Annotated in this window: 13 protein-coding genes; 1 reads left to right on the top strand and 12 read right to left on the bottom strand. The window is 62.2% G+C overall.

What is annotated here, in order from left to right; all coding sequences use genetic code 11:
- Positions 1–17 precede the first annotated feature (17 nt).
- From VR863_RS04960 to VR863_RS04950, 3 genes are read right to left on the bottom strand one after another with little or no spacing between them, the layout of a single operon-like run.
- On the bottom strand, positions 18–1,460 hold the full coding sequence (locus tag VR863_RS04960; protein ID WP_324827321.1) for a sensor histidine kinase: 1,443 nt from the start codon (positions 1,458–1,460) through the stop codon (positions 18–20).
- A 2-nt stretch (positions 1,461–1,462) separates the two neighbouring features.
- Positions 1,463–2,410: a hypothetical protein gene (locus tag VR863_RS04955; protein WP_324827320.1), complete on the bottom strand. Its 948-nt coding sequence runs from the start codon at positions 2,408–2,410 to the stop codon at positions 1,463–1,465.
- 53 nt (positions 2,411–2,463) lie between these two features.
- Positions 2,464–3,627 carry a hypothetical protein gene (locus VR863_RS04950; protein WP_324827319.1) on the bottom strand — a complete coding sequence of 388 codons (1,164 nt, stop codon included), beginning with the start codon at positions 3,625–3,627 and terminating at the stop codon, positions 2,464–2,466.
- A 229-nt stretch (positions 3,628–3,856) separates the two neighbouring features.
- Here VR863_RS04950 and VR863_RS04945 point away from each other — a divergent pair, with 229 nt between their 5' ends.
- Positions 3,857–6,478, top strand: coding sequence for a coiled-coil domain-containing protein (locus VR863_RS04945; protein WP_324827318.1), 2,622 nt, complete (start codon positions 3,857–3,859; stop codon positions 6,476–6,478).
- Between the two features lies 1 nt (position 6,479).
- Here VR863_RS04945 and VR863_RS04940 read toward each other — a convergent pair whose 3' ends face one another.
- From VR863_RS04940 to VR863_RS04900, 9 genes are read right to left on the bottom strand one after another with little or no spacing between them, the layout of a single operon-like run.
- Positions 6,480–6,752, bottom strand: a complete 273-nt coding sequence (locus VR863_RS04940; protein ID WP_324827317.1) for a DUF1467 family protein — start codon at positions 6,750–6,752, stop codon at positions 6,480–6,482.
- An 8-nt stretch (positions 6,753–6,760) separates the two neighbouring features.
- On the bottom strand, positions 6,761–8,410 hold the full coding sequence (locus tag VR863_RS04935) for a ribonuclease J (RefSeq protein WP_324827316.1): 1,650 nt from the start codon (positions 8,408–8,410) through the stop codon (positions 6,761–6,763).
- On the bottom strand, positions 8,407–9,180 hold the full coding sequence (locus VR863_RS04930) for a type III pantothenate kinase (RefSeq protein ID WP_324827315.1): 774 nt from the start codon (positions 9,178–9,180) through the stop codon (positions 8,407–8,409). The genes VR863_RS04935 and VR863_RS04930 overlap by 4 nt, the downstream gene beginning before the upstream one ends.
- A 4-nt stretch (positions 9,181–9,184) precedes the next feature.
- On the bottom strand, positions 9,185–9,907 hold the full coding sequence (locus VR863_RS04925; RefSeq protein ID WP_324827314.1) for a biotin--[acetyl-CoA-carboxylase] ligase: 723 nt from the start codon (positions 9,905–9,907) through the stop codon (positions 9,185–9,187).
- Positions 9,904–11,367 carry an NADH-quinone oxidoreductase subunit NuoN gene (nuoN, locus tag VR863_RS04920; RefSeq protein ID WP_324827313.1) on the bottom strand — a complete coding sequence of 488 codons (1,464 nt, stop codon included), beginning with the start codon at positions 11,365–11,367 and terminating at the stop codon, positions 9,904–9,906. The genes VR863_RS04925 and nuoN overlap by 4 nt, the downstream gene beginning before the upstream one ends.
- Complete coding sequence (locus tag VR863_RS04915) at positions 11,367–12,911, bottom strand: NADH-quinone oxidoreductase subunit M (RefSeq protein ID WP_324827312.1); 1,545 nt, start codon at positions 12,909–12,911, stop codon at positions 11,367–11,369. Before VR863_RS04915 ends, nuoN begins: the two co-directional genes overlap by 1 nt.
- Positions 12,911–14,902: an NADH-quinone oxidoreductase subunit L gene (gene nuoL / locus VR863_RS04910; protein WP_324827311.1), complete on the bottom strand. Its 1,992-nt coding sequence runs from the start codon at positions 14,900–14,902 to the stop codon at positions 12,911–12,913. The genes VR863_RS04915 and nuoL overlap by 1 nt, the downstream gene beginning before the upstream one ends.
- 6 nt (positions 14,903–14,908) lie before the next feature.
- Positions 14,909–15,214: an NADH-quinone oxidoreductase subunit NuoK gene (gene nuoK, locus VR863_RS04905; protein ID WP_324827310.1), complete on the bottom strand. Its 306-nt coding sequence runs from the start codon at positions 15,212–15,214 to the stop codon at positions 14,909–14,911.
- Positions 15,211–15,834, bottom strand: coding sequence for an NADH-quinone oxidoreductase subunit J (locus VR863_RS04900; RefSeq protein WP_324827309.1), 624 nt, complete (start codon positions 15,832–15,834; stop codon positions 15,211–15,213). The genes nuoK and VR863_RS04900 overlap by 4 nt, the downstream gene beginning before the upstream one ends.
- Positions 15,835–15,856 lie beyond the last annotated feature (22 nt).

The following is a 15,856-nucleotide window of genomic DNA, read 5'->3' as shown; positions in this document are numbered from 1 at the left end:
GGCACCCCTTTTTCGTGTCAGTCGTTTTCCCTTACGATCGGCAAGTCTTTGCCGGGTCCTTCGCGCAATTCGGTACGCATATCGTCTGCCGCAGGGACCGAGAGCGTGAAACGCGCGCCCTGCCCCGGCGCACTTTCGACGGTCAGATCGCCATCCATCGCCCGCGCAATCCGCCGCGAGATATAGAGGCCAAGCCCCGAACCGCCGTCACCGCTGCGGCCAAGGCGTTCGAATTTCTCGAACACGCGCGCCTGCTGCGTTTCATCGAGGCCGTGGCCCTGATCCGCCACCGTAATCAGCGCGCGATTTCCGATCCTGTCGAGCCGTATCCAGACCTGGCTGTCTTCCGGCGCGTACCGGATCGCGTTGCCTACAAGATTAAGCAAAATCTGTAGAACTCGCCGGAATTCGGCGATTGCCAGCTGGCTCTCGCCCTCGACGGGCGGCACGAGAGTAATTCCGCGTTCCTGCGCCCGCACGCCCAGAATCCCGCAAGCGCGCCGGGCAACGTCAGCCAGCTCGATCCGGTCAGGCGCGGTGACGAATTGTTCGGATTCGACCACTTCCAGGTCGGACAGGTCATCGATCAGGGCAAGCAGGTGCTGTGCCGCCGATGCAATGTCGGATGCGTAGGAGCTGTATTCATCTGCTATCGGACCGGCGAGCTTGGTCCGAATGGTTTCCGCGTTCGCGATAATGCGGTTGATCGGTTGGCGCAGTACGGGTGTCAGATCGCGGCCGAAAGATGCCCCTTCGATGGCGCTCGATGGCCCACCGCCTGTTGCCGCCGTATCGGGCGTGTCAGCGGTCAGATAAAGAACGAAACCGGCGCTTCCCGGCTGCGCTTGTCCGAGGGGTTCGAGATGCGCGGTCCAACGCCGCGCCGACCCTTCGATTTCGCAACTGGCCCCGTCCAGCAGGCGCCAGTGGGCCGGTTGTTCATGCATATTGCCGGAGAACCGGACGAAATCGGTCCACGGCCTGCCGATCCCGTTGCGCGCCGCTGCGACGAAGTCCGACAAATCCGATGCCTCGGTATCGACCGAAAGAATTCCCTGCCGTGGGTCCAGCCTGGCCGTGCAATCCGCAAGGTGGCGATTGATCTCCACCCGCCTGCGCGCCGCGTCCAGATCGTTCTCAGGCGGCAATTCCTCGGTTTGCCAACTCACCACATCGATGTCGCAACCGACCACGTCGCCGTCGTCCGAGAGTTGGGGCGCGATCTCGACCCAGGCCGTAACCACATTCTCGCCGTCTACGGCCGAAAACTGCCGCGCAAGGCGCAGGCCATAGTGCTGGGCCTTTTCGACCAGTGCGCGCAGCTCGGGAATGGCGACGGGTTCCCCGATGCGTCCCCCGCACGCATCCTGAAGGCCGGCCAGCGGCTCGGTCGCCTCGGCCAGCCTGCCGTCCGCATCGACCTTCCCATGGGCGATATATCGGGTTCCTACGCTCGCCACGGTCAGGCAATTCCCAACGATCCGGCTTCGGCCAGCAATTGCTTCGCCTCCGCCGCAGAAATGGATTTGAGAGCGGCCAGCGGCTCCGCCTGGGGGTGCAACCGCATCACCTCGGCTTCAACGCTTTCGAACGCGACACCTGCTGCCCTCAGGCCAAGAGCAAACCGGACCACTTGCCTTTCGTTGGTGGACAAGACGGCAATTGCCCTGCCTTGCCCCGATCGCGCAGCCAGCGCCGTGAGAAACAGGGCCACGCCCGCCTGCTCGAGATCCAACGCATCGGCCGCATCCTCCCCGATTCCGGCCACAAGGCGGGCCAACAAGGCGAGGCGTCCGGCGCTTTCATCGTACCCGTTGCGAAGCTTGGCTTCTGCGCGAATCATCGCGTCCGACCGGCGTGAGCCGTTGAAAGCGCGCCAGCCAAGAAGCAGTTCGTGAAACAGATCCCCGGGCAGTTCCGAAAGCGATAGCTCCATGCGGCGCTGCGCCTGGGCGAACCGGGCCTGCGCTGCCAGGGCCGCCATCGCGGCGCTCGCCTGACTGGGATCGCTCGAAGCGATCAACCGCTGCAGAACGGGCGAGAGGACCGGATCGATTCCGTACTGGACCTCCATCCGCGACGCCAATTGCCATTCCAGCGCAAGGGCGTGGCAGTGCGACAGGATCACCGGGCTGGAGAAGAAATGTTCGGCCAGCGCTTCGCCGTGGCGGTCGGCAAACGCCTCCCTGCCCGCCTCGCCGGTGGCTTCTGCATGCGCGCGCAATATCTGCCAGGAAAGGTCGTGGCACATGCCGCGAATGCGCGCGACCAGTTCGTCGCTGAACAGGGAATGGTCGGGGCTCGCCAGCAAGTGGCCGAGTATAGGGGCAACACGCGCAAGGACAGCGTTTCCGCGCGCGAGTTCATCGCGCAACGAAGCGGTCCGGCCTTGTTCGGCGGAATCAGGCACGGAATTGTGCAACATCATTGGTCCGCATTATCCGCTGCATGGTTAATTCGCCGTTATTGGCCGCGCGAAGGAGCGAGAAAAAGGGATACCAGCACCACCAATGCGATAACGGCAACCACGGGCTGTGCAACGCCCAGGAAGGCTGCCGGCACAATCAGCAACGCCAGGGCGACGCGATCGCGATAGGTGTTCTGCCACCGAGGTGCGCCCCACCGTTCGCCAAGCCGCAGCAGGCCAAACAGAATGGCAGGCACGAAAAGCCGCAGCCACTGCGTGTCCTCAGGCGAGGCGAGCGCCACCAGAATTGCAAGGATCGGGTCGGTGAGCCAGTCGACTGCCTTGGCCAGCGCGGATCTATGCACCCCGAAGCGCCCCGCATTGGAGATGCGCTCGACCGTCTCTCCGGCCGCGCCGAACACGGCCATGAGCGCGGCAAAGCCGAGCGCGGCGACAGGAAATTCCAGAATGCCGAGAGTTAGGGCGACGACACCCGCCAAGCCCGCAGCGATGGCCGGAATGCGCGCGCCCCTGCCGCCCAGCAGGTCTTTCGCCAGCTTGGTTCCGATGCGTTCGGAAACGGCAAGTCCGGGGGCCGTGAATGCGGCCGCTGCCGCGTGACTGTGAATCCAGTGTTCCGCCCGGTCAGCCAGCTCCGCTTCGGTCGGGTTGAAGTGCCACAGGCCTTCGTCCAGCAACCGCTTTTCAAGGGGCTGGATACGCACCCCGGATTGCAGCGCGATCCGCAGCAGGCAGGAAATCACGTCCGCATCGGGCGGCAATTCAGACAATCGCTCCACAATCGCCCCATGCGCCAACATGACGCCAGACCATGCAAATTCGGGATCGATCCTCTCGAAACCCTTGGGCACCGCGTCGGCGGCAGGAAATACGAGCACCGACGGACGCGCAGCGTGCCGCAGCACGATATCGTCGGACGGCAAAACCCCCGCGCCAATCACCAGAAGTTCGTCGGATGCCGAAACCAGACCCGACAGCGGCCGGGCTTCCTGAAGGGCAATGAACCGCGCCCCGGCACTTTCCGCCCGTTCCTGCGCGGCCACGACTTCGCGCCCCACGCCGTCGACGAGGCAGGCGATCTTTTCACAGCCAGCGGCGAGCGCGAGATCGACCTGCCGTTCGATTATGCGCGATCCGGCGAAATACCGGAACGGCGCGCGCAGGGTGCCGGGAGCGGCGGACCCGTCAAGAATGGACAATAAAGCGACGCGCACGAGGCACTCCGGCAAGAAACGGTGACCCTTGGTGCGCTGTTCTAGGTTCGCATCGCCGCCTCTGCCACCCCAAAGCGACCCTTTCTCGGCGCGCGGCACCGGAAAATTCGGACGCGAGCCTTTCTGCACTTGTTTGTGCGCTCCGCCCCTCAGCCCGTCGCATGGCAGGTTAAAGTGGGTTTAAGCATGACGAAATCATGGTAGTTTCCGTCCCATGGCAAAGCGACCCCTGATCCACGCCGTCCCCGGCAACCAACCGGACGACACAATCGAACTTCTTGCTTCGCAAGAGGTTATCGAAGAAACTTCGGAACCGATCGATGCCGAATGGACGGACGAGTGGGGCGAGGAGCACAGCTCACGATCCTATACATGGGTCGTCCCTGCCCTTGCCATTGTGACCATTGCAGCCTGGTCGGCTTTCTACGGCTGGGCCCACAGGGCCGAGATGCTTGGCGGCGGTTCCGCGCAGCAGTGGGCCGGATGGATCACAGCCTGGGCAATACCTGTCCTCCTGGTGGTATGCTTGTGGATGCTGGCGCTCAGAAATTCGGCGCGCGAGGCACGCCGGTTTGGCGCGGTGGCGCAATCCCTGGCGAGCGAATCCCAACGTCTGGAGCACCGCCTGGCGACGGTGAACCGCGAGCTGAGCCTGGCACGCGAATTCCTCACTACCCAGACGCGGGAACTCGATTACCTCGGCCGCTCGGCGGGGGAACGTATTTCGGAACACGCCGACCGGCTCCAGAGCCTGATCCACGACAACGGCGAACAGATCGACGCGATCGCGCGAGTAAGCGGCAGCGCGTTGGAGAACATGGAACGGCTGCGGGACAATCTGCCGGTTATCGCAAACTCGGCCAAGGACGTGTCGAACCAGATCGGCAGCGCCGGACGGGCGGCCAAAGGCCAGCTCGAGGAATTGATTACCGGCTTCAAGCGGCTGAACGATTTCGGTTCGGCAAGCGAGAGGCAGGTCGAATCGCTGCGCGAACGCGTGGATCAGGCCATCACCGCCTTTGGCGAACAGGCCGACCAGCTGGGCACGGTGGCCGAAGCGCGATTTGCAGCCTTGCGCGAGGGTAGCGATACAGTGCGCGCGGATCTCGACAGCCGGGAAGTGGATGCGCTTGCGGCCATCCGCGCCCGTGCCACCGCACTTAGAAGCGAATTGGCCGAAGCCAGCGAAATTGCCGCGGCAGAACACGAGATCGCGCTGGAAACACTGCGGGCACGGATCGAGAGCCTGCGCCTCGAATCCACGCGCATTGCATCCTCGGTGCGTGACGGCGAAAGTGCGGCCACGGCAGCCTGGGAATCCCAGATCGCCGCAATGGCCGCCCGGCTTCGCGAGGCAGTGGCAGAGATCAAGGAAATCGACGAAGCAGCCCTTTCGGCGGCGAACGCCAAATTGAAGGCCTTGTTTGAAGAAGCCAGCAACGTCGATGCGCAGATTGCCGAACGGAACAGGGTGTTCGAGGGTGAAACCTCGCGTCGCCGGAATGATTTCGATGCAGCCGAACAGGCCGCGCTCGCCGCGATGCAGGACCGGCTCGCGCACCTCGACGAAGTCCTGGCAGAACGCGAGCGCGCAAATGTGGAGCGTGCCGAAATGCTCGCTCATGAAGCCGAAACGATTGGTGCGCGGATTGCGACCCTCGGCGAAACCTTTGCCACGGTGGAGGGCCAGGGACGCCAGGCCAGCGGTGCCGTTGCACAAGGCGTCGAAGCGCTGAACGCCAAATTGGTGGAAAGTCGTGAGGCGCTCGACGGCACGGACATGGCCGTTGCCGCGCTGACCGACGCCAGCGTCCGCCTGCTCGAACTGATCCAGGCCAGCGCACGACAGAGCCGTGAAACACTGCCCGAAGCGATGCGTGCCAGCGAAGAACGCCTCGCCGATATCGAAAGCCGGGCTGGCGAAGTCCACCGCCTGCTGGAAAATGCCCGTGCTGCGGGCGAAGGCGCGGCAAACAGCATGGAAAATGCCGACGACCGTGCGCGCGCCGCAATGGAAGAAATCGACAGCTATCAGGCCCGCTTTGGCGAAACCACAGCCGCGCAGGTGGACAGTCTGGAAAGGCTCCGCGCCGGGGTCGCAGCGCTTAGCCACGAAAGCGACACCGTGGCCCAGCGCGCTCAGGATGAACTGCGCGCCGCCATCTCGCTGCTCGAGACGCACGCGCGAACCGCCCTTTCTGCGATTGAGACGGAACAGGCGGAAAGCATTGCGAAAATTGCAGGCAGTGTGGGCGAACAAAGCGCACAGGCAATCGAACGCGCCCTTGCAGAGCATACCGCCCAGGCGCTTGCGAAACTGGACGAAGCGACCGCCCGGTCGTCTCAATCCGGACATGAAGTTACCCGTCAGCTTCGCGATCAGCTGGCCAAGGTCAACGAACTCACCGGCAATCTCGAGAGCCGTATCGCCCACGCCCGCGAACGCGCGACCGAAGATGTCGACAACGACTTCTCGCGCCGCGTCGCATTGATAACCGAAAGCCTGAATTCAAACGCCATCGATATCGCAAAGGCGCTTTCGACCGAGGTGACCGATACTGCATGGGCAAGCTACCTGCGGGGGGATCGCGGGATCTTCACCCGCCGTGCGGTGCGCCTGGTGGACAGCGCCGAAGCCCGCACCATTGCCGAGCTTTATGATACCGATCACGATTTCCGCGAGCATGTGAGCCGGTACATCCATGACTTCGAGGCCATGGTCCGCACCATGCTGTCTACGCGCGACGGCCACACCGTGAGCGTCACGCTCCTGTCGAGCGACATGGGCAAGCTGTACGTGGTCCTCGCGCAAGCGCTCGAGCGCCTGCGCCAGTAACTCAGCGTGCTTCTGGTCCGAAGAAAATAAGATCCTCGGCCACGATCCACCCGTTGATGTAATTGAACACGTAGAGCGCCGTCAGGATCGCGGCGATCACCGCTGCACGAACCATCAGCCTGCCCGGCCGGAATTCGACCGGCGCGCTATCGGCCTGTCCGGGCACTTTCTCTACCCCGGCTTCATCATGGGTCCGCACGCCGAACGGCAACAGCATGAAGGCGCTGAACACCAGAAACAGGAAATAGATCGCTAGAACGCTGGTCCACTGCACAACGAAGCCTATCGGTTGGGAAGGATGACGCGCACCTGCGGGCGCTTGCCCGACCAGCGCTGGGCAGCGCGGCGCGCGGCGAGGCGAGCAGCTTCGTGGATCGCTCCCTGCTCCTTGCGCGCCGGGCCCTTCAGTTTCTGAATAGCCGCAACGACGTCGGCCTGTGTCTCAGCGATGAAGTCGTCGTAATCTTCGTCGAGCGGCAAGCCGAGGCTGTCGATCCGGGGGTTGAGTTCACCATCGAGGGCGACGATCACCACCCCTTCGCGCATGATGCGCCGGCGCATCCCGATCGCTTCACCATCGGCTGGAACGATAATGTCCCCATCGAGGACAAGACGGCCCGACCGGACTTCGGCTATCTTGCCCGGTGCCCCGGGCGCGAGCCGGACGATGTCGCCATTCTGCTGCACGACCGATGCCGGAATGCCGTTCGATCGCCCAAGTTTTCCCTGTTCCTGCATGTGACGCATTTCGCCATGCACAGGCACCAGAATTTCTGGACGTATCCAACTGTAGAGCGCTTCGAGTTCGGGCCTGCCGGGATGGCCCGAAACGTGAATCATGCTCTGCCGATCGGTGACCATGGTTATGCCGCGAGCCGCGAGGCGGTTCTGGACAGCTCCGATCGAAATTTCGTTTCCGGGTATCTGGCGGCTCGAGAACAGCACGACATCCCCGCTGACGAGTTCGAGCGGGTGGTTCTTTTCCGCAACCCTTGCCAGGGCGGCGCGCGGTTCGCCCTGCCCGCCTGTTGCGATGATCAGCAGTTCGCCGCGCGGCAGCCCCATTGCCGTGTCGAAATCGACCGTATCGGGAAGATCCTGAAGGTAGCCGTTGGCTTGTGCCACTTCGATGATCCGGTCGAGCGAACGACCTGCGACGCACAGTTGCCGGCCGGTTTCCCGGGCCACATCGCCCAAGGTCTGGAGGCGTGCAACATTGCTGGCGAACGTGGTGACAAGGATTCGCTTGCCGGCATGGCGCTGCACTTCTTCCAGCAAGCCCTTGTGCACGGCGCCTTCGGATCCGCTCGCGGAAGGGTTGAACACGTTGGTGCTGTCGCAAACCAGTGCCAGCACCCCTTCATCGCCGATGACCGTCAGCTCTTCCTCGGTAGTCGGTTCCCCGATGATGGGATCTTCGTCCAGCTTCCAGTCGCCGGTGTGGAAGATGCGCCCGTGCGGCGTGTCGATCAGCAACGCGTTGCCTTCGGCAATCGAATGGGCGAGCGGAATATAGGTGATCTCGAACGGACCGACCTTGAAGCTTCCGTGATCGTCCTCGATCACACGAAGCTCCACCTCGCCCAGCAATCCGGCTTCTTCCAGTTTGCGCGAGACGAGATCGGCGGTGAACGGCGTGGCGTAGATCGGCACACCGAGATCGGCGGCGAAATACGGCACGGCGCCAATGTGGTCTTCATGGGCGTGGGTAAGGACGATGGCATCGAGCTGTTTGGTGCGCTCCTCGATGAATTCGAGGTCGGCAAAGACCAGGTCGACACCGGGATACTGGTCGCCGGAGAATGTCATGCCCAGATCGACCATAATCCAGCGGCCGTTGCAGCCGTATAGATTGACATTCATGCCAATCTCTCCCGACCCGCCGAGGGCCAGGAAAAGCAGTTCGTCTTCCGGGGTGAAATCTTTCTTCAAGCTGCGCGCTCCGCCAAAATCGCAAGACCTTCGAGCGTCAGGTCACTGTCGACCGCGTCGAAAAGGTCGGTGTGTTCATCGAAAAGGATCGCCAGGCCGCCGGTCGCGACGACCTTGGCAGGACGCCCGATTTCTTCCTTCATCCGCCGGATCAGTCCTTCGATCAGCGATACGTAGCCCCAGAAGACACCGATCAGCATCTGGTCTTCGGTGTTGCGGCCTATCACGCTTGCGCTCTTGGGCTTTTCGATCGCGATCCGCGGCAACTTCGCGGTATTGCCCACCAGTGCATCGAGCGAAAGGTTGATACCGGGCGCGATTATGCCGCCCTTGTAGGCACCAGTGAAGTCGACCGCATCGAAGGTGGTGGCCGTCCCGAAATCGACAACGATCAGATCGCCTTCGTATTTTTCATGCGCGGCCAGCGTGTTGAGCGCGCGGTCCGCACCAAGCGAACTGGGCTGTTCGATGTCGAGTTCGAACCCCCATTCGGCATCGCCGGTCCCTGAAATCAGCGGAGTAACGTTGAAGTACTTTTCCGCCAGCACGGTGAGATTATGAATGGCGCGCGGCACCACGGACCCGATGATGATCTGGGTAATATCCTCGCGCGTGTAGCCTTCGAGTTCGATGAGGCGAAGCAGCGAAACCGCATACTCGTCACCCGTACGCCGGGGGTCGGTCGCGATCCGCCAGCGCGCCTTGATCTCGCGGCCATCGAACAGCGCGAAGACCACATTTGTGTTACCGACATCGGCTGCGAGCAGCATGGGCTCAGCCCTCCTCGATTGCGAGATTTACGTCGCCCGCGTGGATGGCACGGGTCGAGCCATCCGCCAAGCGCAACGACAAGGCACCATCGGGCGTAAGCCCATTGAAGGAACCGGTTATCGATCCCTCTCCCGGGGGATGGACACGAAGTTCGGTGCCGATCGGGTGTGCAACACTTTCCCACCGCCGGATCAAGGATTCAAGCCCATAGGTTCGCCACCGCTCGACCTCTTTTCGGAAAGCCTCGGCCAAAGCGCGGGCGAAAAGATCGCGGTCCGGCGCCGGACCCAGATCGCCGAGTGCAACCGTCCGCCGATCGGGCAAATCGGGAGCCTTGGCAAGGTTCACGCCGATGCCGACAATGATTGCGTCGCCAACACGTTCGAGAAGGATACCGGCCAGTTTCGCCCCGCCCAGCATGAGATCGTTGGGCCATTTGAGACGAAGCGCGCTTGGCGTGGCAAGCAGCGGAACCACGGCTTCGAAAGCCGCGATGCCGGCGACCAACGCAAGGGATGCCGGGCTCGGGTCCTGCGGGGATATGCGGACAATGGTCGAACCCATGAAATTGCCCGAACCATCGAACCATTCGCGCCCCTGCCTGCCCCGCCCCGCAGTCTGGCGGTCGGCCACCAGCCAAGCACCTTCGTGCAACGCATCGCCGGCCCGAAGTCCAGCGGCAAGATCGGCGTTCGTCGAACCTGTTTCGGCGAGGGTGCGGATCACATCGCGAGGGCGAACACGGACGCGGCGCGCGCGCTCCACTCACCCAGCGGAATGGTCAGGAAATAACCGAGCGGCGAAACAAGCGCGACACACACGCCGAGCACCACCCAGTGACCGACCGGGCTTTCCATCTCGACCTCGCGCGTTGGCTCATCAAAGAACATCACCTTGATGAACTTGATGTAGTAGAACGCGCCGATCACGCTGGCCGCTATACCGATGGCCGCAAGCGCGATCATGTCGGCCTGAACGGCAGCCTGGAACACCACGAACTTGCCCCAGAAACCGAACAGCGGAGGAATGCCCGCCAGGCTGAACATGAGGGCAAGGAGGCACCAGGCAAGCGTCGGCCGCGAGGTGGACAGGCCGGAAATGTCAGCGAAAGTTTCGAGCTGGTTGCCTGCGCGATCCCGCAGCATCAGCAAGGCCGTGAAGCTGCCGATCGTCATCGCCACATAGATGGCCAGATATGTCATGACCCCGGCCACACCGGCGGGCGTTGCCGCGGCAAGGCCGATCAGCATGAAACCGACGTTGTTGATCGACGAATAGGCAAGCAGACGCTTGAGGTTCTGCTGACCGATCGCGCCGAGCGCGCCGACTACGATCGAGGCGAGCGCAGCAAAGATGACGATTTGGCGCCATGCGCCGACTTCACCCGCGAAGGGGTCCATTGCCATGCGCACGAGCATCGCCATCGCCGCGACCTTGGGTGCGGTGGCAAAGAACGCCGTTACCGGAGTGGGGGCGCCTTCGTAAACATCGGGCGTCCACATGTGGAACGGCACCGCGGACACCTTGAAGGCCATGCCGGCCAGCACGAACACCACCCCGATCAGTGCACCGGTCGAGAACTGCATCGCGAACGCGGCACGAATACCCTCGTAATTGGTGCTTCCGGTGAACCCGTAGATCAGGCTGACGCCGTAAAGGATGATGCCCGACGCGAGCGCGCCCAGGACAAAATACTTGAGGCCAGCTTCGCTCGAACGGGTGTCCTGCTTGAGAAAGCTTGCCAGCACGTAGCTCGACAGGCTCGACATCTCGAGGCCGATATACAGCGTCATCAGGTCGGTGGCCGAAACCATCATGCCCATGCCCACTGCGTTGAACAGCATCAGCACCGGATATTCGGGACGGTAGGTTGCCGTGTGCGCGAAATACCGCGGCGTAACCATCAAGATCGCCGCAGCAGCAACGTAGATAAGGATCTTCGCAAAGCTGCCAAAGGCATCGGCGCGATACAGATCGCCAAACGCGCGACCCGCGATCTCGCCGGACGCAAGGCCGAACAGATTGGCGCAGAAGATCGCGGCGCCGAACAGAGCGGCTGCGGTAAGGATGGTAACGAGCCGCGCCGTCCTGGCGCCGCCCCATGCGGAAACAAGCAACAGCACAAGGCCGGCGATCGACAGGCCGACTTCGGTGCCGGTGAAATAGAGCGAACTGGCGTAGGACATCAGTGCGCCCCCTCCTCACCATGGGCGGCTTCGACAAAGTTGGCGGCGTGTTCCTTGGGTGTTCCCACCTTAAGCTTGCTGTCACCTTCCGGAGCGGCGCGTGCAAGGCGCGCTTCGAGCGTGGCGATATCCTGCCGCATCGGCGCAAGGAAACTTTCAGGGTACACGCCCATCCACAGCACGGCCGCGGCAATCGGTGCCAGCATGGCCCATTCGCGCGGATTGAGATCGAGCATCCGGGCGGCGTCCTCGTTGACCTGCGGCCCGAACGCCACGCGGCGGTAGAGATACAGCATATAGGCAGCGCCAAGGATGATCCCCGTGGTGCACACCAGGGTTACCAGCGTCGACACCTTGTAGATGCCCGCAAGCGCGAGGAATTCGCCAACGAAGTTGCTGGTCCCCGGCAGACCGACCGACGCCATCGTGAACAGGAGGAAGAACAGGGCGTACTTCGGCATGTTGATGCTGAGGCCGCCATATCGCGAGATTTCACGGGTGTGCAGGCGATCGTAGATGATCCCGACGCACAGGAACAAGGCACCCGAGACGAGGCCATGACCGAGCATGACCATCATGGCGCCTTCAATGCCCTGAACGTTGAATGCGAATAGCCCCGCCGTGACGATCGCCATGTGGGCGACCGAGGAATAGGCGATCAGCTTTTTCATGTCGTCCTGCACCAGCGCCACCAGCGAAGTGTAAACCACCGCGACCATCGAGAGCGCAAAGACCAGCCACGCGAACTGGGCGGACGCTTCGGGGAACATCGGCAGGCTGAACCGAATGAAACCGTATCCGCCGAGCTTCAACAGAACGCCGGCAAGGATAACGGAACCCGCGGTCGGTGCCTGGACGTGCGCGTCGGGCAGCCAGGTGTGGACCGGCCACATCGGCATCTTCACCGCAAAGCTCGCGAAGAAAGCAAGCCACAGCCAGGTTTGAGCAGCGGGGCTGAAATCGTAATTCAGCAGCGTCGGGATGTCGGTGGTGCCAGCCTCGTTTACCATCCACATCATCGCGATCAGCATGAGGACCGAGCCGAGCAACGTGTAGAGGAAGAACTTGTAACTTGCGTAAATCCGGTTGTCGCCGCCCCATACACCGATGATCAGATACATCGGGATCAGGCCGGCTTCGAAGAAGATGTAGAACAGGAACATGTCCTGCGCGGCAAACACCCCGATCATGAGCACTTCCATCAGCAGGAAGGCTGCCATGTACTCGCCGACACGCTTTGTAATCGCGTCCCAGCTGGCAAGAATACAGATCGGCATGAGAAACACGCTGAGCATGATGAGCATCAGCGCGATCCCGTCGATACCCAGCGCATAGCTGAAACCGGCGAAGATCTCCGCACGTTCGACAAACTGCCACTGGGCACCGCCGATGTCATAATTCGCCCACAGCAGCACGCCCAGCGCGAGGTTGAACAGCGTCGCCCCCAGCGCAACCATGCGCGCGGTTTGCGCACCCAGGAAAAGGCACGCGATGGCCGCTGCCAACGGAACCGCCAGCATGATCGATAGGATCGGGAAATCCATCAGAAGAGCACCCAGGTGATCGCTGCGACAAGCCCGAGGAGCATCACCAGCGCGTAGCTATAGAGGTAGCCGGTCTGGAACCTTCGCGCGCCGACAGAACCCTTCTCGACCACCCACGCAACGCCGTTGGGGCCGAAACGGTCGATGATGCCGATGTCGCCGATTTTCCAGAATTGGCGCCCGAGCCAGAAGGCCGGGACAACGAAAAGGTAGTGGTAGAGCTCGTCGAAATACCACTTGTTGTAGAAGAAGCGATAAACCGGACCAAGCTGGTCAGCCGCCTTCGCCGGAATGGACGTGTCCTTGATATAGGCGAACCAGGCAACGACGAGGCCGATCAGCATCACGATCGTGGCCGCCAGCTTAACCGGAAGCGGTACGCCGTGCATCTTGTGGATCAGGGCTTCGTTATAGAAGATCGATCCCTGCCAGAAGCCCGCGTCGTCGAGGAATGCGTGGCTGAACACCCAGCCAGCGAACACCGCACCGATGCTGAGCACGCCGAGAGGAACCAGCATGGACAGCGGGCTTTCGTGCGGGTGGTATCCACCAGTCGTGTCGGCGCCCGCTTCTTCCGGGGTCTTGTGGACCGAATGCTGGATATGCTCGCTCGCGATCCAGCGCGGCTTGCCCCAGAATGTGAGGAACATCAGGCGCCAGCTGTAGAAGCTGGTGAGGAGCGCGGCAAAGGTGCCCATCCAGAACGCGAAATTGCCCATTTCCGTGCCGCGACCGAACGCAACCTCCAGGATCGCGTCCTTCGAATGGAACCCGGCAAACCCGGCGTGGAGCCAGTAGATACCGACCCCCGTTATCGCCAGCGTGCCGGCCATCATCGCCCAGAACGTAAGCGGGATATGCTTACGCAAGCCCCCGTAATACCGCATGTCCTGTTCGTGGTGCATCGCGTGGATCACCGAACCGGCACCAAGGAACAGAAGCGCCTTGAAGAAGGCGTGGGTGAACAGGTGGAACATGGCCGCGCCATAGGCACCCACGCCGGCCGCAAAGAACATGTAGCCCAGCTGCGAACAGGTAGAATAGGCGATGACCCGCTTGATATCCCACTGCGTCGTTCCGACTGTCGCCGCGAAGATGCAGGTTGCTGCCCCGACGAAGGTCACCATGCCGAGCGCCACAGGGGCGGTTTCGAACATGGGGCTGAGGCGGCAGACCATGAACACGCCCGCCGTGACCATCGTGGCTGCGTGGATGAGCGCCGAAACGGGTGTCGGACCTTCCATGGCGTCGGGAAGCCAGGTGTGCAGGCCAAGCTGGGCCGACTTGCCCATCGCGCCGATGAACAACAGAATGCAGAGCACGTCCATCGTGGCGACGCGGTAACCGAGGAAGCCGATGGTTGCCCCGCTCATGCCGGGTGCAGCGGCCAGGATCTCGGGAATCGAAACGGTCCCGAAGACCAGGAACGTCCCGAAGATACCCATCATGAAACCGAGGTCGCCCACGCGGTTGACCACAAACGCCTTGATGGCGGCAGCGTTGGCGCTGGGTTTCTTGAACCAGAACCCGATGAGGAGGTAGGAAGCGAGGCCCACGCCTTCCCAACCGAAAAACATCTGTACCAGGTTATCGGCCGTCACCAGCATCAGCATGGCGAAGGTGAAAAGCGACAAATAGGCAAAGAACCGCGGCTGGTCCGGGTCCTCGTCCATATACCCCCAGCTGTAGAGGTGGACGAGCGCAGAGACGGTCGTGATGACGACCAGCATCACTGCGGTCAGCGTATCGACACGCAAAGCCCAGTCGAAAGCCAGATCGCCCGACTGCATCCACTTGAGCACCGGTACGACGGATGCCGTGGCATCGCCCGCGACGAAGCTCAGAAAGATGGGCCAGCTGAGAAGGCAGCTGACGAACAGTGCGCCCGTGGTCACCGACTTGGCGAACACGCTGGGCGCAGCCTTGTTGGCGAGGCCGGCGACGATTGCCGCAATCAGCGGCAGAAATACGATGACGAGGATCGGTTGCACCGGTGCTTATCCCTTCAGCCGGTCGACATCGTCGACCGCGATCGTGCCGCGGCCACGGAAATAGATGACAAGAATGGCGAGCCCGATTGCCGCTTCACCCGATGCCACGGTGAGGACGAACATCGCGAAAACCTGCCCCACCAGATCGCCGAGGAAGGCGCTGAAGGCCACCAGATTGATATTCACGCTGAGCAGTATCAGTTCGATTGCCATCAGGATGACAATGATGTTCTTGCGGTTCAGGAAGATGCCCAGCACGCCGAGCACGAACAGGATCGCGCTGACGACGATGTAATGTTCGATGCCGATCATAGCTCGACCCCCTCGCCGATTTTCGGCTGCTTCATGACCGTTGCCTCATCCGGGTTCCGGCGAACCTGCTTGCCGATATCCTGCTGCCCGCGCGCGCCATCGGGGCGCTGGCGGTGCGTCAGAACGATCGCGCCCACCATCGCAACCAGCAGTACAATGCCGGCCGCCTCGAACAAGAACAGGTAATCGCGATAGAGCACGGCGCCGAGGTTTTCGACGTTCGAGCGGTCCAGCAGGGGGGCTGCGTTTCCGCTGGCCGCCCCAAGGTCCAGAACCCCGACACGGTAAGCCCCGATGCCCAGGACCAGTTCCGCAAGCAGCACCAGCGCGATGGCAATTCCGAGCGGGAAGTTGCTGATGAAACCGGCCCGAAGCTCGGCAAAGTCGATGTCCAGCATCATGACGACGAACAGGAACAGCACCGCGACCGCGCCGACATAGACGATAACCAGCAGCATCGCGATGAATTCGGCCCCCACCAGCACCATCAATCCTGCCGCGTTGAAAAACGCCAGGATCAGCCAGAGCACCGAATGCACCGGATTGCGCGCCATGATCACCATGACGGCGCTGGCAACCAGCAGCACGGCGAACAGGTAAAAGGCGAAGGTCTGAATCATGAGCCCCGTTTCTCGTTGGCGC

Origin of the sequence: Qipengyuania zhejiangensis (assembly GCF_035607565.1) — a bacterium.
GTDB classification, from domain to species: domain Bacteria; phylum Pseudomonadota; class Alphaproteobacteria; order Sphingomonadales; family Sphingomonadaceae; genus Qipengyuania; species Qipengyuania zhejiangensis.
This window is presented reverse-complemented; position numbering and strand designations above follow the sequence as displayed.

Coding starts and splice junctions, on each gene's coding strand:
- nuoK (WP_324827310.1), bottom strand. CDS start 15,214: ATGATCGGCATCGAACATTACATCGTCGTCAGCGCGATCCTGTTCGTG.
- VR863_RS04900 (WP_324827309.1), bottom strand. CDS start 15,834: ATGATTCAGACCTTCGCCTTTTACCTGTTCGCCGTGCTGCTGGTTGCC.
- nuoN (WP_324827313.1), bottom strand. CDS start 11,367: ATGTCCTACGCCAGTTCGCTCTATTTCACCGGCACCGAAGTCGGCCTG.
- VR863_RS04945 (WP_324827318.1), top strand. CDS start 3,857: ATGGCAAAGCGACCCCTGATCCACGCCGTCCCCGGCAACCAACCGGAC.
- VR863_RS04930 (WP_324827315.1), bottom strand. CDS start 9,180: ATGCTGCTCGCAGCCGATGTCGGTAACACAAATGTGGTCTTCGCGCTG.
- VR863_RS04915 (WP_324827312.1), bottom strand. CDS start 12,911: ATGGATTTCCCGATCCTATCGATCATGCTGGCGGTTCCGTTGGCAGCG.